This window comes from Williamsia sp. MIQD14, assembly GCF_051025635.1.
Lineage (GTDB): Bacteria > Actinomycetota > Actinomycetes > Mycobacteriales > Mycobacteriaceae > Williamsia_A.
In genome coordinates this window covers 66163-86110 of record NZ_JBPFDG010000003.1, presented here as the reverse complement: position 1 = coordinate 86110, position 19948 = coordinate 66163, and the positions used below count along the sequence as shown (strand labels likewise).

Annotated in this window: 16 protein-coding genes; 8 read left to right on the top strand and 8 right to left on the bottom strand. The window is 69.0% G+C overall.

All coding sequences use genetic code 11. The features are described 5' to 3' along the window. Positions 1 to 33: 33 nt before the first annotated feature. Positions 34 to 1053: an LLM class flavin-dependent oxidoreductase gene (locus ACQ7HM_RS11905; RefSeq protein WP_434216941.1), complete on the top strand. Its 1020-nt coding sequence runs from the start codon at positions 34 to 36 to the stop codon at positions 1051 to 1053. Between the two features lie 56 nt (positions 1054 to 1109). Here ACQ7HM_RS11905 and ACQ7HM_RS11900 read toward each other — a convergent pair whose 3' ends face one another. Continuing rightward, entirely contained in the window at positions 1110 to 5168 is a 4059-nt protein-coding gene (locus tag ACQ7HM_RS11900) for an Ig-like domain-containing protein (protein WP_434216495.1), read from the bottom strand. Positions 5169 to 5747: 579 nt separating this feature from the next. Here ACQ7HM_RS11900 and ACQ7HM_RS11895 point away from each other — a divergent pair. Then, positions 5748 to 8366 carry a LuxR C-terminal-related transcriptional regulator gene (locus tag ACQ7HM_RS11895; RefSeq protein ID WP_434216494.1) on the top strand — a complete coding sequence of 873 codons (2619 nt, stop codon included), beginning with the start codon at positions 5748 to 5750 and terminating at the stop codon, positions 8364 to 8366. Positions 8367 to 8542: 176 nt separating this feature from the next. Here the strand turns inward: ACQ7HM_RS11895 and ACQ7HM_RS11890 are convergent, their stop codons facing one another. After that, a complete protein-coding gene (locus ACQ7HM_RS11890) occupies positions 8543 to 8920 on the bottom strand; it encodes a hypothetical protein (protein WP_434216493.1) in 378 nt (125 codons plus the stop codon). A 310-nt stretch (positions 8921 to 9230) separates the two neighbouring features. Here ACQ7HM_RS11890 and ACQ7HM_RS11885 point away from each other — a divergent pair, with 310 nt between their 5' ends. Next, positions 9231 to 11447, top strand: a complete 2217-nt coding sequence (locus ACQ7HM_RS11885; protein WP_434216492.1) for a hypothetical protein — start codon at positions 9231 to 9233, stop codon at positions 11445 to 11447. Positions 11448 to 11510: 63 nt separating this feature from the next. Here the strand turns inward: ACQ7HM_RS11885 and ACQ7HM_RS11880 are convergent, their stop codons facing one another. The 4 genes from ACQ7HM_RS11880 to ACQ7HM_RS11865 form a co-directional block, all read right to left on the bottom strand. Next, entirely contained in the window at positions 11511 to 11939 is a 429-nt protein-coding gene (locus ACQ7HM_RS11880) for a tautomerase family protein (protein ID WP_434216491.1), read from the bottom strand. Positions 11940 to 12003: 64 nt separating this feature from the next. Further along, positions 12004 to 12363 carry a DUF2834 domain-containing protein gene (locus ACQ7HM_RS11875; RefSeq protein WP_434216490.1) on the bottom strand — a complete coding sequence of 120 codons (360 nt, stop codon included), beginning with the start codon at positions 12361 to 12363 and terminating at the stop codon, positions 12004 to 12006. A gap of 9 nt (positions 12364 to 12372) precedes the next feature. Beyond that, on the bottom strand, positions 12373 to 13344 hold the full coding sequence (locus tag ACQ7HM_RS11870) for an oxygenase MpaB family protein (RefSeq protein WP_434216489.1): 972 nt from the start codon (positions 13342 to 13344) through the stop codon (positions 12373 to 12375). Continuing rightward, positions 13341 to 15062 (bottom strand): phytoene desaturase family protein, encoded by a 1722-nt coding sequence (locus ACQ7HM_RS11865; RefSeq protein ID WP_434216488.1) that lies wholly within the window; start codon positions 15060 to 15062, stop codon positions 13341 to 13343. Before ACQ7HM_RS11865 ends, ACQ7HM_RS11870 begins: the two co-directional genes overlap by 4 nt. A 109-nt stretch (positions 15063 to 15171) precedes the next feature. On the opposite strand from ACQ7HM_RS11865, the gene ACQ7HM_RS11860 reads away from it, so the two are divergent. Further along, a complete protein-coding gene (locus tag ACQ7HM_RS11860; RefSeq protein ID WP_434216487.1) occupies positions 15172 to 15738 on the top strand; it encodes a TetR/AcrR family transcriptional regulator in 567 nt (188 codons plus the stop codon). 251 nt (positions 15739 to 15989) lie between these two features. Here the strand turns inward: ACQ7HM_RS11860 and ACQ7HM_RS11855 are convergent, their stop codons facing one another. Next, entirely contained in the window at positions 15990 to 16733 is a 744-nt protein-coding gene (locus tag ACQ7HM_RS11855) for a TetR family transcriptional regulator (protein ID WP_434216486.1), read from the bottom strand. Between the two features lie 103 nt (positions 16734 to 16836). On the opposite strand from ACQ7HM_RS11855, the gene ACQ7HM_RS11850 reads away from it, so the two are divergent. Continuing rightward, positions 16837 to 17634, top strand: coding sequence for an SDR family NAD(P)-dependent oxidoreductase (locus ACQ7HM_RS11850; RefSeq protein ID WP_434216485.1), 798 nt, complete (start codon positions 16837 to 16839; stop codon positions 17632 to 17634). A gap of 50 nt (positions 17635 to 17684) precedes the next feature. Then, positions 17685 to 18674, top strand: coding sequence for an NmrA family NAD(P)-binding protein (locus tag ACQ7HM_RS11845; RefSeq protein WP_434216484.1), 990 nt, complete (start codon positions 17685 to 17687; stop codon positions 18672 to 18674). 38 nt (positions 18675 to 18712) lie between these two features. Here the strand turns inward: ACQ7HM_RS11845 and ACQ7HM_RS11840 are convergent, their stop codons facing one another. After that, a complete protein-coding gene (locus ACQ7HM_RS11840) occupies positions 18713 to 19123 on the bottom strand; it encodes a RidA family protein (protein WP_434216483.1) in 411 nt (136 codons plus the stop codon). Between the two features lie 73 nt (positions 19124 to 19196). On the opposite strand from ACQ7HM_RS11840, the gene ACQ7HM_RS11835 reads away from it, so the two are divergent. Together ACQ7HM_RS11835 and ACQ7HM_RS11830 are read left to right on the top strand one after the other, a co-directional pair. Beyond that, entirely contained in the window at positions 19197 to 19589 is a 393-nt protein-coding gene (locus ACQ7HM_RS11835) for a winged helix-turn-helix transcriptional regulator (RefSeq protein ID WP_434216482.1), read from the top strand. Further along, positions 19586 to 19900, top strand: coding sequence for a hypothetical protein (locus ACQ7HM_RS11830; RefSeq protein ID WP_434216481.1), 315 nt, complete (start codon positions 19586 to 19588; stop codon positions 19898 to 19900). The genes ACQ7HM_RS11835 and ACQ7HM_RS11830 overlap by 4 nt, the downstream gene beginning before the upstream one ends. Positions 19901 to 19948 lie beyond the last annotated feature (48 nt).

Here is a 19948-nt window from a genome sequence, read left to right as displayed (position 1 = left end):
AATACAAGCGGACCGGAGTCCGTTATGGCGGGCATGAAGAACATCGGGTTCCTGTCGTTCGGGCACTGGACGCCTTCTCCGCAGTCGCAGACGCGGTCCGCGGCCGACGTGCTCACCCAATCCATCGAGCTCGCCGTCGCCGCCGAGGAACTCGGCGCGGATGGTGCCTACTTCCGTGTGCACCACTTCGCGCGTCAACTCGCGTCCCCGTTCCCGTTGCTCGCCGCGGTGGGCGCACGGACGGCCCGCATCGAGATCGGTACGGGTGTCATCGACATGCGGTACGAGAATCCGCTGTACATGGTCGAGGATGCGAGTGCGGCGGACCTGATCTCCGGGGGCAGGCTGCAACTCGGCATCAGCCGGGGGTCGCCCGAGCAGGTGATCGAGGGCTACAAGTACTTCGGCTACGCGCCCGCCGAGGGTGAGACCGACGCCGACATGGCCCGTCGCCACACCGCCGTGTTCCTGCAGGGCCTCGAAGGTGAGGGCTTCGCCCGTCCCAACCCGCGCCCCATGTTCCCCAATCCGCCGGGGCTGCTGCGGTTGGAGCCGCACTCGGACGGTCTGCGGGAGCGGATCTGGTGGGGTGCGGGCACCCGCGCAACGGCGGAGTGGACCGCCCAGCAGGGCATGAACCTGATGAGTTCCACCCTGCTCACCGAGGACACCGGTGTCCCGTTCCACGAGCTGCAAGCCGAGCAGATCCGCGTCTTCCGCAAGGAATGGCAGAACGCAGGCCACCCGTTCACCCCGCGAGTGTCCGTGAGCCGTAGCATCTTCGCGATCACCGACGACCGCGACCGCGCATACTTCGGGCGCGGTGGCGAAGAGGGAGACCAGGTCGGCCACATCGACGGCGGCATCGCACGGTTCGGGCGGTCATACACCGACGAACCCGACAAGCTCGTCGAGCAGCTCGCGCAGGACTCGGCCATCGCCGAGGCCGACACGTTGTTGCTCACGGTCCCCAATCAGCTGGGCGTCGAGTACAACGCGCACGTCATCGAATCGATCTTGACCGACGTCGCACCGGAGCTCGGCTGGCGCTGAGTGACTCGAAGGGCGCGCCTGCCGACACAGGTCCACCTCGCCCCACCGGGCGCGGATCAGCCGTTTGCGCTGACGGTGAACGTGACCGTGCCGGGGGCGCTGTCGACCTTTCCGTCGTTCACCTTGTAGGTGAAGGAGTCCTGCCCGATGTAGTTGGTTGCGGGTGTGTAGACGGCGGTCAGGTCTTTGCCGTTGAAGATGAGGGTGCCGTGCGCGACGTTGGTGAGGAGCGTGCCGGTCAACGTGTCGCCATCGGCGTCGGACGACTTGTTGCCCAGGAAGTAGCCGCCGGTGACGTTCTGCTTGACCGGGATGGTGCTGTCGACGATGACCGGCACGTCGTTGACCGAGGTGATGGTGATCGTGACGGTGGTCGTCGCCGAGGTGTTCACCCCATCACTGGCCACATAGGTGAACGAGTCGGTGCCGTTGTAGTTGGCCCTCGGTGTGTAGGTGAACGAGCCGTCCGAGAGAAGTTCGAACGCGCTGGCATGTGTGGGCGCCGAGCCCGTCGAGATCACCAATTTCGGGCTGTCGCTGTCGGTGTCGTTGGCCAGGACGCCAGGAGCGCCGACGGTGAGGACGGTGTCCTCGGCGATGGTGTACGAGTCGGGTGTGGCCACCGGGGCGGCGTTGCTCGTGGGTGTGACGGTGATGGTGACCGTCGTGGGCGCCGCGGTGCTGGTCCCGTCGGAGACCAGATAGGTGAACGAGTCCTGACCCGAGAAGTTGGCGGCCGGCGTATACGTGAACGAGCCGTCCGAACTGAGTTGGAATGCGCTGGCGTGTGGGGGTGCGGTTCCGTCGACAATGCGCAACGTCGGGCTGTCCGGGTCGGTGTCGTTGCTGAGCGGGCCAGGACCGTTGACGACCAGCGTGGAGCCCTGCGCGACGGTGTAAGAGTCGGGCACGCCCACCGGCGCGTCGTTGACCGGGGTGACCGTGATGGCCACGGTTGCCTCGTTGCTCAACGCGCCGGTGTTGTCCTTCACCGTGTAGCCGAAGCTGTCGGACCTCGTCTCGCTGCCGTTGTTGGCGTACGTGATCGAGCCGTTGGCGTTGACGGTCACGGTTCCTGCGGTGGGCTGTCGGGTGATGACGACGGTGGTGGCGTCGATGGTGCCGTCGACGTCGGTGTCGTTCGCGGTCACGGCGATCGTGGTGCTGCCACCTTCGGCGACGGTCGCGGTGTCGTTCGCCGCGATGGGCGCATCGTTGACCGGGGTGACCGTGATGGCCACGGTTGCTTCATTGCTCAGGGCGCCGCTGTTGTCCTTCACCGTGTAGCTGAAACTGTCCGACCTCGTCTCACCACCGTTGTTGACGTAGGTGATCGAGCCGTTGGCGTTGACGGTCACGGTTCCCGCGGTGGGCTGTCGGGTGACAACGACCGTGGTCGTGTCGACGGTGCCGTCGGCGTCGGTGTCGTTGCCGGTCACCGCGATCGTGGTGCTGCCACCTTCGGCGACGGTCGCTGCGTCGTTGACGGCAACGGGCGCCTGATTGGCCGCGCCGGGGATGACGGTGAAGGTGATGGTGACGGTGCTACCGAGTCCATCAGAGTTGACGATCTGATACCGCAGGGTGTCCTGTCCGGTGAAACCGGTGTTCGGAATGTAGGTGTAGCCGGTCGGCGCATACGGGTTGGGGTGATTCAGCGACCCGTGAGCAAGAAGTGTGAGGAAGTCTCCGATGTAGATCTTGTCACCGTCGACATCCGTGGCGCCGGTGAGCAGGTCGAAACTGACAGGGGTGTTCTCCAACGTGGAGAAACTCTGATCTGGAGCCACCGGTGGGTGGTTGACGCGCGTTCCGCCGGTTCCGTTGCCGTTGCCGCCGGTGCCGCCTGCTCCCGCCACACCGACGGTTCCCGACGGGGCGGCTCCGCCGTCGCCACCGTTGCCGCCGGTGCCTGTCGTGCTGTTGCCGCCTTTGCCGCCCGCTCCGCCGTAGACGCCGTAATAGGGGCGTTCGCTGGAGGCGCTGCCGCCGTCACCGCCGTCACCGCCGTGACCGGATGAACTGGCCCCGCCGTTGCCGCCCGCACCGCCGGTGGCGCCGAAGGGGCCGGTGGCGGTGCCGCCGTCGCCGCCGCTGCCGCCATCGCCGGTGGTACCGGAGCCGCCTGCACCGCCCGCTCCGCCGGTGCCGTCGGCGGTAGACGTCGCGGTGGCCACTCCGCCGTTGCCGCCGTTGCCGCCGGCGGATCCGTTGCCGCCGTCACCCCCGGCGCCGCCGGCGTTGTACAGGCCGGACTCGGGCGCGCTCGTCCCACCGTTGCCGCCGTTACCGCCGGCCCCTGTCGTGCCGGTCGAGCCGGCGGTTGCGCCTGCCCCGCCGGTGCCGCCGGTTCCGCCGTTCCCGCCCGCACCGCCGCGGCCGCCACTGCCGTAGCTCGGCCTGGCGTTGCCGCCGTTGCCACCGTCGCCGCCTCGGGCCCCGGTGCCGCCGTTGCCGCCGTTGCCCTGAGCTCCGGTATGGCCGCTCGCGCCGTCCACGCGTCCGGCGCCCCCGGTACCCGCGCGTCCTCCCGCGCCGCCGTTGCCGCCGTTCCCGCCGGCGCCACCGGCTTGTCCGTTCGTGCCCGGCCGGGGGGTGTACGTGCTGGCACCACCGGCCGCTCCATCGCTGCCCGCGATTCCGTTGCCGCCGTTGCCGCCATCACCGCCGTGTCCGCCGTCAGCACCGGTACCACCCAGTCCCTGCAGGCCCGCCGAACCTGCGACGCCTGCAGCGCCGCCGGTGCCGCCGATTCCGGCCGCACCCCCAGCGCCTGCTGCCCCGCCCACGCCACCGGAGCCGCCGTTGCCGCCGGCACCGCCGGGGGTTCCGTCAGCGCCATTGTTTCCCGAGGCGCCCGGCGCAACACCGTTGGTCCCGTTCCCACCGTCGGCACCTGCGGTCCCGTGCACACCGTTGCCACCATCGCCGCCGACAGCGCCGGCCCCGCCGGCGCCACCGATGCCGTTGGTGCCGGCGGCGCCTGCGGTGCCGATGAGTCCTCCGCGGCCGCCGGCACCGGCATTGCCGCCCTGACCGCCGACCCCGCCTGCCCCACCCGGGGTGCCGTCGGTACCGCTATCGCCGGGCGTGATCCCGTCGGCGCCCCGAGTTCCCGCCGACCCGTTGCCACCGACCCCGCCGACGCCTCCGGCACCGCCTGATCCGCCGGCACCGAACAGCAGTCCGCCGTTGCCACCGCGCCCACCCGCGCCGCCCGCGGTCCCGTTCCCGCCGGCCGCGCCGCTGACGACGGCACTGGTACCCGCCACGCCCGCGCGTCCCGCGCCACCGTTCCCGCCGTTTCCGAACAGCTCGGCGTTACCACCAGTGCCGCCGTTGAAACCGTTGCCGCCGTTGCCGAACAAGCCGCTTCGCCCGCCGTTGCACACCATGTCCAGCAGACAGGTGGCCGAGGTGTAGCTGAACCCGTTGCCGAACAGCAGGCCCGCGTCGGGGTGCTCAGCGGTCCCGTCACCGATCAACATCGCGATCAACGCCTGCAACGGATTGAACGGAGCCGCCGCAGCGACCTGACTGGTGGACAGGACCGCCGGAGTCGTGGTGGTGGTGACCAATTCGCGGCGCGCGGCACCCGCAGCGACCCACGACGCCGGGCCGGCCGTCGTCGGGGGGCCGTCGGTGTTGCCGTTGTCCTGGTGCGATTCCGCGGTGGTGGTGAAGATGCTGAGCAACGCGGAGACGATCGCTGTGGCCGGGCTCGGGCCCGGTGTCGGTGCGGAGTGCTCTACCGCGGAGTGACGCCCACTCCCGGTCTCCGACGACACTCCCAAGGCGCTCGACGGCGCCGGACCCGGTGTCGTCGAGAATGATTCGGACAGTGCCGGTGCGGGGTCAGACGTCGTCGACGTCGGCGCCAACTCCGGCGCGGGTGCGGTCGCAGTGGTCGCCGGCGCCGCGGGTGTGGTCGGCGCCGACGTCGGCTCGGTCTCCGGTGGGACCGGCGGCGCTGCGTGGCGCGGACCCGAGGCAGGTGCCGGTGGGGTCGAGGTGGTCGGTGTCGCCGGGGTCGTCGTCGCCGGGGTCGGCGCCGACGCACTCGGGGACTCGGCGGTAGGGGCCGCGGTGTCGCTGCCGGCCGGTGTGCCGGCCATCGGAGCGGTCGACGATGGCGGTGCGGTCGATGACGGCGAGCTCGACGTCGGGGCAGTTGGTGCCACACCGGTGTCAGCGGTGATGGCCGGTGCACTCGACGACGATTGGCTGCCCGAATCCGAGGCAGGTGGCGCAGTGTCCGCCAACGCCGTTCCCGTGCCTGCGGCACACGCCCCCGCGATCGCCACAGCTCCACCAGCGAGCTTCGCAGCACGCACCCAATTCCGCTTTGCCCTCATCGACATCCCTCACCCATCACGTTGGAAGGGCGCCGTTCTACACCCACGATCAACACTGTCGAAACCGACGATGCGTTGCTCGGAGATGACCGGGCACGCGCCGAGAGGGACGCTAGAGCGGCGCATGTCGGCATGTCTACGATGCGCAGCGCAGCTAACGGAAGTGCAGTAGTGCCGGCGAGGTGCAGTAGTAGGGGACGGCTCTCGCCGTAGTTTCCCGACCCCGCGTCTGGCGAAGGGGGCACACGTCATTCTTTTGGCCGCGTCGGCGAGGCCGGTCGATTATCGTCGTGGGAAACCGGCATCCCGCGACTGCGGGGCGAACTCGATGGGACGGCGATGCCGCAGGAATGGGCCGTGGTCGGACGTGATCGGGACCTGGCCGAGATCACCGCGCTCATCGAGGATCCAACCGTTCGCGGGGTCGCCCTCGTGGGGGCCGCGGGCGTCGGGAAGTCCCGCCTGGCAAGGGAGATCGCTCGGTACGCCGCGTCGAATGAGTGGACAGTGCGCTCGGTGGCGGCGACCGTCACCAGTCGGTCGGTCTCGCTCGGGGCATTCGCCCGATGGACCGACGACCGGGGCGGCGCACCCGCGTCTCTCGTGCGCCGCGTCGGCGATGCGATCGTGCAGGACGCGACCGTCAAGGCCCTTCTCGTGGTGATCGACGACGCACACCTCCTCGACGACCTGTCAGCGCTGGTGGTCGACCATCTCGTCGACTCCGGCGCCACGCTGCTCCTCACCGTCCGAGCGGGTGAACCGGCACCCGTGGCGATCACGGCCCAGTGGAAAGAGCGACGCCTCCTACGGCGAGAGATCGACGCCCTCTCGCCCGCGGATGTCACCGCGGTACTGGAACGTGCCTACGGAGCCTTTCCTGATCGGCAGTGCGCACAACGGTTCTGGGACATGACCCGCGGCAACATGCTCTACATCCGACAGCTGGCCGATCAGGAGGAGCAGGCCGGCCGCTTGAACGTCGCCGATGGTGCGTTGAGGTGGCAGGGCGACATCGCCGTGCGCGGGTCGCTCGCCGAACTGGTCGAGGCCCACATCGGAGACCTGCGCGAGCCTGTTCGCGACGTCGTCGATCTGGTCGCCGTGTCGGAGCCGGTCGAGTGGCGGGTCGTCGCCTCGCTCGCATCGCAAACCGCGATCGAGGAGGCAGAGCAGCGGGGACTGATCCGGATCACCGACGGTCAGTTGTTCGTCGGGCACCCTCTGTTCGCGGAGGTCCGACGCGCGCAATGCGGGTCCGCCAAGTTGCGGCGGCTGCGTGGACTGGTCGCATCGTCGATGGACGACGCGGTCGGCGCGGCGCAGCTCATCAAACGGGGCCTGCTGTGGCTCGAGTCCGACCTTCCTCCCGACGGCCGGATACTGCAGGCCGCGGCCTCGGCCGCCAACTCGCTGCTGGACTTCGACATCGCGGACCGCCTTCTCGCCGCGGCGGCCCAGGCCGGCACCGGCGCCGACGCGCATGTGTCTCGCGCCTGGACGTTGTTCATGATGAGCGAAGGCGAGTCGGTCGAACGGGTTCTCGCCGAGGCACCCTCGACCGCTGGTGACACCGGTTACGTCAACGACGTCGTGATGCGCGCGATGAATGCGTTCTGGACTCTGCGCTCCCCCGACGAGTCGAACCGTATCGTCGACGATGCGCTCGCCGGCGAGGTGGGCTCACGTCGACAGCAGATTCTCGTGTTTCGGGCGATGCAGTACGCGCTCGCCGCTCGGACGATGGACGTGCTCGACACCCTCGACGACATCGACACCACCTTGCTCGACCCGCACGGCATGGCGATGACGTGCCTCGCCGAATGCAAGGCCAGCGGCGATCTCGGCCGACTGGATCAGGTCGTCTCCTCGGCGACCGCTGCGGTGCAATCGATCTCGAGAAGTGAGATCGCCACTCCCCTGCTCGGCCCGGTCACCGAGGTCTTCACGGACGGACTGGCGACGTCCGGCAGGATCCGCGACGCGATGGATGTGGCCGGTCAGTTCCACCGAAGCCGTCACAGCCAACCTGCGGCGATTCGGACCGTCGCCGATCAGATCCTGGGGATGGCGCACCTGGCGGCCGGGGACCTCATCGCCGCCCTGCGACTGCTCCCGGCGCGTTTCGAACCGAGCGATTGGGCGGGGCGAGGATTCCTGTCCGTCAACAGCTTCGCCCGTTTCCACCTCCTTCGAGCGCAGGTCCTCGCCCGTCTCGGAGACGCAAGCGCAGCGGCGACAGCCATCGCGACGGCCCGCACGCTGCACCATCCCGGTTACGCCTACTACGACTCCTGGTATGGCGTCTCCGAGGCCTGGCTCGCTGCCGCCCGGGGGCACGTCGACGATGCGCGCGACTCCGCGCGGGCGGCGGCCGACGTCGCGCGGGGCCACGATCAACCGGCCCGCGAGGTGTGGGCTCTGCAGAACGCCGTCCATTTCGGCGACAGGACCGTGGTCGACCGATTGAGCGAACTCGCCGCACAGATGGCGACGCCGCGATCGATCACCGCCGCGCGCTACGCGATCGCGCTCGTCGGTGATGACGCCGACGGTCTGCTCGCGGCATCGGAGCGATTCGAGTCCATCGGTGATCGACTCGCCGCGACCGAAGCCGCAGCCCAGTGCACGGTGGTCCATCGCAGTGCGGCTTCGGTGAGCGAGGCCACGACGGCGGCTGCGCGGACGCGTCGACTCTCGGTGGATTGTGGCGGGGCGACCAGTCCCGCGATCGCACTGGCCACCGGCCGCTTCGAGCCGCCCTTCACCAACACGGAACGGGACATCGTCATGCTGGTCGCGCGGGGCGCCACGAATCGCGAGATCGCGCAGGCGATGTCGCTGTCGGTGCGGACCGTGGAGAGCCACATCTACCGCGCCAGCAGGAAAGCGGGCGTGAAAGGCCGCGCCGGACTCCGCATCGCCGTCATCGACCGATCGGACCCACCCCGGCATTGACTCTGTGCAATTCGTTGCCGAAGCTCAGATTTGCACAAAATATGCAGTCGTTTCCTATTGTCTGGAAAAGCCCCGATATGTGCTCCTCGATCCCGGCGTCCGCGGACGCCGCCCTGGTGAGACGCACGCGGGTAGGCGTACGCGCGTGAGTGGAACGAGATTGCTGTCATGAGTGTTCATCGGGTGAAGAACCGTGCCAAGGCCAAGGCCCGAGCAGCGAAAGCATCCAGAGCCGGCCGTGGAAGGCACCGCGCGCAATCCACCCATGAGGTGCCGACGTGGGTGAAGAACTCGGCGATGACTGTCGGGTTGGGTGCGGCGTTGATCACCGGCGCAGGCATGGCCTCCGCCGAGCCCACCGCAAGCTCGTCGTCGAGTGCGTCGACGACCGACAGCACGGCGACACCGGAGAGCACCACAACGGCAGCAGCAGCGCCGTCGTCGACACCCGCCCCGACCGAGGCGACCGCCGGGTCGGGATCGACCGCGACGACCGCTCCGGTCGCGACGACACCGGCTGGCGCTACGGCGAGCGCACCTGTTCCGTCGACCACGCAGGCATCCCCGACGACGTCGACGCAACCGCCCCGGACCGGCCTTCCGCACTCGATCCCCACGACGACCGGGACCACGCCGACAGTGTCGTCACCGCCCGCCCAGCCAACGGCAGGACCGCCGACCACCACCACGCCCCCTCCCGCGGCCGCGGCAACGCAGCCCGTGACCACCGGCGGTCAGACAGGGGCGTCGACACCGACGTCGCCGTCGACGGTTTCGGCGGGTATCAGCCGGGCCCCCCAAACGGGTGGCCGTCACGCAGCCGTCGAGCAACCCGCACCGGCTCCGACGCCGGCGACGGCAATCGTGGCCGCGTTGCTCAGCGTTTTCACCACCGCCGATTCGCAGCAACACAACGGCACCTCTACGCCCACGACCACGACAGATGGGCCGTCGTCGTGGGTAGCTGCCGGTGCTGCGCGCCGCGAACTGGTCACCACCACCACCACCACCACCACGTCGACGACGCAGGTGGTCGCGGCGGCACCACCGTTCAACCCGTTGCAGGCGTTGATGGCAATGCTGATCGGTGACGGCACCGCAGAACACCCCGACGCAGGCTTGTTCGCCGGCAACGGGTTCAGCTACACCTCGGCCACCTGCCTACTCGACATGGTGTGCAACGGCGGCCGCAGCGGCTTGTTCGGCAACGGCGGCAACGGATTCAACGGCGGGGCCGGCGGCCACGCCGTCCTGGTCGGTAACGGCGGTAACGGCGGGGCCGGTGTGTCCGGTTCCGTCGGAGGTCGCGGCGGCAACGGCGGCGCCCTTGCCGGCAACGGGGGCAGCGGCGGTGACGGGGGCACCGGCACCGCGGGTGCGGACTATGCCGCGGGGGCCGCGGGCTTCGCTGGATCCGCGGGCGGCGCCGGCGGCATGGGCGGTGACGCCGGGCTGCTTTTCGGAACCGGTGGCGTCGGTGGCGCGGGCGGCGCCGGGGGCCGCGGTGGTGACGGTGCCACGGGTGCAGCCGGTTCCGGCGACACCAGCACGGGGGTGACCGGGGGGAGCGGATCCGCGGGCGGAACAGGCGGCAAGGGCGGTGACGCAGGGATCGGCGGGCGAGGCGGCCTCATCGGGACAGCGGGCATCGCCGGAGTGAACGGTTCGGGTGGGGCAGGCGGAAACGGAGGGAGCGGCGGCGGCGGCGGGCGCGGCGCTGATGGCGCCACCGGGGCAATGGCAACCACACCCGGTGGAACTGGCGGCACGGGCGGCGACGGCGCCGCCGGCGGCGCTGGGGGAACCGGGGGCGCGGCCGGCGCGGGCGGGGCAGCGGGTGTCGGTGGGCGCGGCGGCACCACGGGTGCGGTCGGCACCGCAGGCATCCAAGGTGTCGGCGGATCAGGCGGCAACGGCGGGCAGGGCGGGGCGGGGTCGAATGGCAACGCGGGCGCCGGTGGAGCGAACGCCGTCACCCCGGGAGGGCGGGGCGCAGACGGGCAGCCCGGCGGCGCCGGCGGAACGGGCGGAGTGGGCGGGGCACCGGGATCGGGCGGAGCCGGGAGCACCTCCGGAATCACCGGTACAGCCGGAGCACAAGGACCCGGCGGTGACGGCGGCGCCGGTGGTCGGGGCGGCAACGGCGCGGCAGGTGCCGACGGAACCACCGGTGTGAACGGCAGTGCCGGCCACACCGGTGGTGCAGGCGGCAACGGAGGAAACGGAGGGGCGGCCGGCGCCGGCTCGACCACGGGGAAGGTCGGAGCGAACGGTGACGGCGGTGACGGCGGCCGCGGTGGAGACGGCGCCACCGGCGCGAGCGGATCCCTGACCGGAGGATCGGGTGGAAGCGGCGGAGCAGCCGGATCGGCGGGCGTCGGCGGCACCGGTGGAACGACGGGTGTTGTCGGAGGCTCCGGCGCCACCGGGAAGCCCGGCAATGCCACACCGACAGCCACCGTCATCCACGACACACCGAATGCGACCACCGGTACCGTCACCGGGCGGCTCGTCGTCTCCGACGCGGACAACAACACCGTGACCGCGTCAGGCCCCACGTCGACCGCTCTAGGCGGCACGGTCGCCGTCAGCAGCAACGGTTCCTTCACCTACGTGCCGTCGACAACCGCCCGCTACAACGCGTTTCGCGTTTCCTATCTGGTCGGTTCGGCGAGCACTCCCGTGACCACCACTCCGCCGGTCAACACGTGCCCCGGAGGGGGAATCTGTTCATCCGCCCCGGGCGGATCGGGAACACAGGTCGGAGGCGGAGCCACACCGGTCGGCGGGGGACCACAAGTCCGGTACTACCCGCAGACCGACTCGTTCACCGTCACTCTCGACGACGCACACGGAGGGGTGACCACAGTCCAGGTCGTGGTCCCGATTCAACCCCTCAAGCCACGATTTGTGATTTCCAGTTCCGACTCGCCCGCAGCAGTCGAAGCGATACTCCGCGACTACAGATCAGGAGATGAGCTGGTCCTGAACTTCCCCCAGCTGACACCAGCAGAGGTCCAGGCGCTGCTCGCAGAGATCACGGCGAAACTGCAGGACACGCGAGCAACCACCCCCGGTTGAGAGTGATCCGGACCCGACGTTCATGAAGGCGATCCGCCGCCACGATCGGCCTCTCCCCCGGAGTCACGGCAGAACCCCCAGCGCCCGGAGGCGCTCACCGTTTGCTTCCAGCCAAGGCCCTTCTTCTCCCGCCTCGGGGAAGAACAGACCCATCTCCATGGCCGAGCGCGGGTCTGCCTCGTCGACGTACAGCAGAACCTCCTCGGCGCCCTGACCGGTGATGCTCGACCACATCTGCGCGAGTTCCTCGATGATCTGTCGTCGTGTCTCGATCGGCCGGCCGCGTCGGATCGAACCGACGATGACGGACAGGTTCGACCGCTTGCCGCCGGTGAACGTCGCACCGCGGGGGATCTCCGTGAACACCACGTTCACGAAGATCGACGGCGCTCCGGTGTTCGCGACGTGGATCTCGGTGATGCGCCCGGCGATCTCGGCGCGCTGCGCGTCATCGAGCGAACCGGCGGAATGGTAGACCTGGTAGACGGGCATGAGAAACCTTCTCTCGGGTGGATGCGACTGTGGCTGTGGTGATCTCGCGACCGGCGAGCCGGCCTCAGGCGGCGGCGGTGCTCCGGATCCGACGCTCGCGGGCGAGGAGGAAGAACGGTATGGCGGTGGCGATCCCGACACTGAACGTCATCACGAACGACACCGCCCACAGCCCGGTCATGCGCAGCCGCTTGGCCTCGGTGAACGCCCACACGTGGAACGAGAGGACGACGAGCGCGAGGTCGAGCATGGCGAAACGCCCCGGAACCGTCTTGAGGATGTCGCCGACGAAGAAATCCGCGGCGGATCGCCATCCGCGAGAGCGCACGTAGGGGATGGCGATCGCGTTCTGGCCGACGAGTCCGGTGACGAACAGCGCGGCGAGCGTGCGCTCGCGCGAGCTGGTGGAAGCGGGAGAAGACATGGTGGGTCCTTACTGCTCAGCTGGTGTGGACGTCGACGACGGTGATGCGGACTCCGACAGGGGGTCCCGGCGTCTCTGCAGTGCCTCGGTCGAGAACCGGGTCCGCCACACGGGCCGCCCGTGCTCCGTGAGTCGGTCGAAGTAGCGCACGCCGAGTCGGTGCGTGACCGACCGCGGGACCACACGCCAGAACCCACGGTGGAGGGCGAGGTACCTGTCCTCTCTCCTCCCCACGGGCAATCCCAGTGCCGACCGGTGATGGCGAGGGACCGCGGCACGGATGGAGACTCGGAAGAAGTGCCGCAACGGCGCCGACATGATCGCCCACACGAACGGTGGAGCCGACTCGAGCCGCGGCGGCGGGTTCAGGTTCTCCGCCCAGACGGTCGAGGCGACACGTCGCACCGCGTAGCTGTTCGGGTCGGCGATCAGGTCACGCTCCTGCGGCCAGATCCGATCGAAGTCGGCCATGGTCTGCGGCATCCCGACGACACCGAATCGTCGGCCGACCTCGACGAGGCCGGTATAGCAATCCGACCGGAACTGTTCGGAGGGCCATCCGCGGATGGCGCCGTAGACGCCCATCACCGCAGCGGTGATGGCGGCCCAGTTCCACGTCCACAGATCCCGCGACCACGGATGGTAGGTCTCGCCGTCGATCACCCCGCCGAGATCGCGGTGCAGTTCACGAATCGAGCACGCGACGTCGTCGGTCTCACCGCGGCCAAAGACGACTCCCCCGACCATGTCGAAGGTGTCGTTCACGCGCTTCAGCAGTTGCCCGACGTGCGCGTCCTCCTTCAGAGCGTGGTCGTATCGCGCCGTCGAATCCGACGTCGCCGGATGCAGCAGCGGGAGAAGGAACGCCGGCAACGGGTAGATGAGCAGCGTGGCGTCACTGAGCATCGAGTACAGCGCCGAACCCGGTGCGATCGCCTCGGGACGTTCCGGCGCGCGCGTCGAGGCGAAGCGCTGTGTCACGAAACGTCTTTGAGGCTGCGTGTGGCGGCCAGCGCGTCGAAGTCGTCGTCCCACGAGGTGAGGACCGCAGGGTCGACGAGGACGCCTCCCGATCGGATCTCGGCGACGAGGTCGCGGCCCGTGATCGAACCGGCCGCCATGACACCGGAGTACATCGCGCCCACGGTGCCGGGACCCCAGGCCGTACTGGTCCCGACGGTGTAGAGGCCGGGGATCGGTGTCTCGCTCGTCGGACGCAGCGGACCGATCTGCGTCGCGCGGGTCTGGAGCCCGAAAGCCGCACCGCGCGTGTTGTTCACGAAGCGGGTCTGGGTTGCCGGCGTACCGAGCTCCGACAGGACCACCTTCGATGACGACCCGGGGAACGCCTGTTCCATCCGGTCGTACATGCCGTCGATGACGATCTTCTTGATCTCGGAGTACTCCGGACTCTCGCGGTACTCACCGGTCTGGATGTCGTATCCCGAATATCCCCACATCGCAGGGTGACTCGGGGTGATGGTCTGCACCTCGATCGTCGAGTGACCCTCCGGAGCGGCGCGGGTGTACGAGGGATCGCGTCGTGACGACGACTGCACGAACATCGGTTGGCGTGCCGCCATCGCGCGGGCCCACTCGGGCCCGCTGGTGAAGCCCTTGCCGCCGCCGATGTGGGAACCGAACGACGCCAACGAGCGCAGCGACGTCGCGTCGTCCCAGGACGGGATCGCGAAGTAGTTGCTGTTGGGTCGATCGGACAGGTCGAGATCCACGCCCATGAAACCGTTGATCAACGGCTGCGACATCTTCCAGCGCCGGATCCGGGCGCGCAGCACGCGCGGCAGGTGCTCGAGCCCGACGAGATCGGTGTAGGTCTTGATGATGTCGGCGTCGGACACCACCACCGACGACCGGATGGTCTCCCCGTCGGTGAGCAGAACCCCTGTGGCCCTGCCGCCTTCGATCACGATCTCCGACACCTCCGCGTGGGTACGAATCGATCCCCCGTGAGCGGTAATGACCTCGGCGAATCCCGCGGCGAGCATCTGGCCGCCGCCCTTCGGGTAGAACGAGCCGGTGCCGACATAGTCGGCGAGGAAGGTTGCCATCGCCGCCGTCGGGATCACGTCGGGGGTGCTCGCCAGGGCGCCGCACTGCACCGAGAGCGCCAGCACCGCCCGCGGCGACAAGCCGCAGGCGGCGAGGGTGACGGCATGCGGAAGCAGCATGAACGGTGCCGCCCAGCCTGCGCGCACGGCCCACGTGGTCAGACCCCCGTAGGTACCGAGGTTCTCGCGGCCACCGGACTCGGCGATCTTGCGCATGATCGAGTGGAAGCGGAGGACGCCCTTGCGCTCGTCGGGGAAGGCCGCGACGAGGTTGTCGCGGTAGCGATCCCAGCCGACCGGGGTCGCGAGCTCGAATCCGGGGGCGATGACGCGGTCGAAGCCACCCTGGTCCATCGGCAGCCACTCGATGCGATCGTCGAGCCCGAGTCCGGCGAAGATGTCCGACACGATGCCTCCCGGTCCGCATTCGCCGACGTAGTGCACGCCACAGTCGAACTCCCACTTGTTCTTCCGTCGGAAGACGTGCGACGACCCGCCCAGGGCGGTGTACTTCTCGAGCAGCAGCACCTTCTGCCCGGCCGCCGCGAGGTACGCGGCGGCAGAGAGGCCTCCGAGGCCTGCGCCCACCACCACCGCATCCCACCGCTGAAGATTCCCTGGACCCGTCATCTGCACCCCTTCGGCTATACCGATCGTTGTAGTAGGGCGACTGTAGTACACCAATTGGTATCCTTCAACGGGCATCCACAGGGGCGCCCGCTCACCGGAAGGAACCGCAGTGTCAGCACGCGACAAACTCATCCTCGGCACCGTGGGGTTGATGCAGCGGCGCGGTGTGGCCGCGGCGGGCGTCGCCGACATCCTCGAGCAGAGCGGGGTCTCGCGTCGGTCGATCTACCTCAATTTCGCCGGAGGGAAGCCCGAGCTCATCGCCGAGGCCACGCGATGGAGTGGGCAGTGGATCGCCGACCAGATCACGGAGGCGTGCGCCGACCGGCCACCGCACGAGGCCCTGTCCCGATTTGTCGAGCACTGGACGGAGCTGCTCAGGAGCACCGACTTCGAGGCCGGGTGCCCGGTTGCGGCCGCGGCCACGGCGCGATCGGTGGCGCCCGAGGCGACCGACATCGCCGGTGAGGCGTTCGCGCGATGGCACGACATCCTCACCGATGCCCTTACCGGACACGGGATCACCGCGACGCGGGCGCGCTCACTCGCCACCATGACCGTCGCGGCCGTCGAGGGCGCGGTGGTCCTGTCTCTGGCCCAGCGAACACTCGAACCCCTCCACGAGGTCAAGTCCGAACTCGATGTCCTCCTCGAACATGCGCTGCGTCGCAACTGATCTCACTCGACGAACGCGCCCGCCGTCGCAGTCGTGATGCACGACGCTGGTGGCGTGGGAGCGACAGCAGACCGGCCGGTCGAGCCGACTGTCGGTTGAGTCGACCGCCTTCGGTCACTGCTGCGTAGGACGTCGGGTCGGCGAGGTGAACGCTCGCCGGCTCGTCTCCCTACGGACCTCGAGGACCGCGTCGCACACAGGGGTCCCTATCGGGGACGATCGCCGCACTGCGTCATCGGCGTGGCACGACGTCATCCGCTCGCCCCGTTCTCGTGGCGGGGACGATCTCCGACCATCGCGCTGAGCTTGCCGACGAGCGCGACCGCCGCGGAGGCATCGGCGCCGTCGAACACCGCGGCGTGGACACCCCGCATCGCGCCGGTGATGATCTCCGCCGAGGCACGGACGTCGACCTCATCGGGGATCTGTCCGCTCTGGATGCCGGCCGCGACAATAGCGGCCACGGCGTCGACGAAAGCGGCGTGCCAGTTCTCCGCGGGCCCACCCACACGCGGGACGCCGACGTCGCGGAACAACACGTGCGCCGCCGGGGTGTCGTAGATGTTCCGGGCGGCGATGGTGAGAAACACGTCGAGCTGCTCGAGCGGGGTCGCGGGCCACGAGACGTGTTTCGCCGCAATGCCGATGGCATCGATCAGCTGGGTGGCCGCGTCGTCGATCGCCGCCTGGAACAGCTCCGCTTTGCCGGCGAACAAATGGAACGCGGTGCGCTCCGCGACGTCGGCGCGAGCGGCGATCGCCTCGACGGTGATGGAGGCGTAGGTGGCGTCACGCAACATCTCCTGCGCGGCGCGGATCAGCTTCTCCCGCGTCGACTCACCTGTGACCGACCGAGACTCCTTGGCCCAGCGGTAGAGCGTCGCGCTGTGGACGCCCAGTTCCGCCGCGACGGCTGCGCTGTCCTCGTCGCCCCCGAACGCACGGAGAACCGCCGAGTGCCGTTGGGCGGCGGTGAACCGCGACTGTCGAGCCACGACGACAACTTACGAGACCCACGACGGGATCTCCACAGCCCATGTGCGACTGCTTGCATAATTGCTGCAGTTTTTGCATTATGGAGGTCCGATGCCGCGCACGATGACACGAAAGGAATCGACGATGTTCACGCCGTCGCGATCACTCATCACCGGCGCGAGCGCCGGGATCGGCACGGCACTGGCGCACCGGCTCGCCGAACGCGGATCGGACCTGGTGCTCGTCGCGCGACGCGAAGACCGGTTGCGCGACTTGGCCTCCGAGCTCGAATCCGCCCACGGGATCACCTGCGACGTCGTCGCACTCGATCTGTCGGGCGATCGTCCCGGCGCGATGCTGCGGGCCCGGGTCGAGGGCGATGTCGATCTGGTGGTGAACAACGCCGGCATCGCCATCCAGGGGTCGTTCATCGACGCCGAGGCCGCCGACCTCGGGCGCGTCATCGCGGTCGACATGGCCGCGCTGGTCGACGTGTGCCATGCGTTCCTGCCCGACATGGCAGCACGCGGCGCCGGGACCATCCTCAATGTGGCGAGCACCACGGCCTTTCAGCCGGTGCCGACCCTCGCGGTGTACGCAGCGGCGAAAGCGTTCGTGTTGAGCTTCACCCAGGCTCTGTGGTGCGAGGCCCGCACCCACGGGGTGCGGGTGATGGCCCTGGCACCCGGGCCGACTGCGACGGAGTTCTTCGACGTGATCGGCGACGACGCCGCCATCGTCGGGTCGATGCAGACCGCCGACCAGGTGGCCCGCACGGCGCTGTCGGCACTCGACCGGCGCCGTCCGCCCCTCTACGTCATCTCCGGACGACGAAACACACTCGCCGCCGCAGGCGCCCGGCTCACGCCCAACCGACTACTCCTGCCGATGATGACGCGATCGATGCGCCACTTCTCCTGAGCCGCAGTTGTTCTCACGTCCCTCGCCCCCCTCTACCCAGGAGTGTTCCCATGCCCACCGTCCTCGTCACCAGCGCCGCCGGCGGAGTCGGCCGCCCACTCGTCCGCAGCCTGACCGCCCGCGGCGTCACCGTTCGCGCCCTCGTCAAGAACGACGCTCAGGCGTTGCTCGCACGGCGCGACGGTGCGACCGAGGTACGCGTCGGCGACATGCGCGACGTCGCGACCCTCGAGGACGCGATGCGCGGCGCCGACGGCATGTACCACGCGGCGCCGACGCAGATCATCGACGAGGGTCCGATCGCCGAACACATCGTCGACCTGGGTACCCGACGTGGCCTGGGACACCTCGTCTTCCACTCCGTGATCCACCCGGAGATCACCGAGCTGCCCCACCACACGCAGAAGGAGTCCGTCGAGAAGCTGCTGGCCACGCAGTCCATCCCGACCACTATCTTGCGGCCGTCGCACTACATGCAGAACTATCTCGACTTCTGGGAGTTCATCCGCGGCGGGTTGATGCCGTATCCGGTGTCGACCACCAGCCCGATGGGTGTGGTCGACGTCGAGGACGTCGCCGAAGCCGCTGCGGCCGCGCTGGTCGCGCCCCAGGAGCACATCGGCAAGACCTACGATCTGTCGACCGAGACGATCACCCGTGAGGCGATGGCGGAGGCGTTCGCCGACGCGCTCGGCCACCGGGTCACCGCAGTGCGCCTGCCCCCGACCGCCGTGGTCGATCAGGCCGGTGCCGCCGGCGCCGTCCTGGGAGGCGTGGCACGCGCTATCCCCTCCCTGTCGCCGCAGCGCGCGATGCACCTCCTCAGAGGGATGAGGGACGCCCCGAACGCGCGCGGGATCCGATCCTGGTCACCGCAGGCACGGGACAACTACGTGCAGATGATGAGCTACTACGACAGCCACGGTCTGCCGGTGGGCGACCTGACGCACCTCCCGACACTGCTCGACCGCGCCCCGACCAGCTATCGCGAGTTCGCTCGTCGCGAGGTCGCCCGACGCGTACACGGCATCGACCGCTGACGTCGATCGCGGCGGTTCTGTCAGGTGCGCCTGTCGCGTCAGTCGGTCACCGCCGTTGCCTCCACCTCGACCAGCACGTCCGGTTCGAAGAGGACCGAGACGCCGATCAGGGAGGCCGGAGGCATGGGCGACGGCAAGCCGATCTCGGCTGCGACCGCCTCGACGCCGGACATGACGGCGCCGATCTTCTCGGGCGTCCAGTCGGTGACGTAGAACGTCAGCCGGACCACGTCGGCGAAAGTCGCCCCGGCACCGGCCAACCCGATGCCCGTGTTCCGAAGCGCCTGTGCCACCTGGTCGGCGAGATCACCGGGCGCCACCGGCGACCCGTCCGCGAGGCGGGCGATCTGCCCGGCGACGTGGATGTGGCGGGTGCCGGTGGCCATCGCCACGTGGTGATAAGGGACGGGGTGCGTCATCCCGTCAGGACTCGTGTACGTCACAGCCATGGCCATCTCCTCGACTAGTAGGTAGCTTCTTGATACCTAGTAGACGCAGGACACTTCAACGAGACCAGGTTTCATGCCGGATACCGCCCCTCACGATGAGCACGGGGAAATCGCCATCAGTGCACCCCACCGGGAGCTGCTCGACCACGTCCTCGACAAGTGGTCGCTCCACGTTCTCAACGAGCTCTGCGAACGACCCAATCGCTTCAACGAGCTTCGTCGGGCGATACCCGAGGTCACGCAGAAGTCCCTGACCGGCACGTTGCGACGCCTGGAGCGCAACGGGATCGTCGAACGCGCGGTCATCAGCTCCCGACCCGTCGCCGTGGAGTACCGGATCACGCCCCTGGGCAAGACGCTCCGACATCCGGTCGACGTCCTTCTCGAGTGGGCGACGACGCACATCGGCGACATCGAGCACGCACGAGCGACTTTCGACGACGCCGACGACGGTGCGCGGCCATGAGCAGCCAGCGGACGAGACGCGTTCTCATCACTGCCCTCGCACTGGTCGCGTGGACCTCCTTTGCCGGCATCTACGTCAACTTCGGCAGGTTCGCCGTCTCCGACACGAGCTGCGACGGCGGAGAAATCAGGGCGTCCACATTCGGCCTGGTCTACCTCACCGTCGTGGCCGTTGTGTGGATGATCCCGTTCGTCGTGCTGGCCGTCAGCAAGAGGTCGACTGCAACGATCGTGCTCGTCGTGGTCGCAATCCTCCTGGCAACGGGAGTCGTGCTCGGCATCGCCTCTCGAGCAGGCGAGTTCTGCTTCTGACGCACCGCGCGATGAAGTCCGTTCGGGCGCCGGTCTGCGACGGTCCGG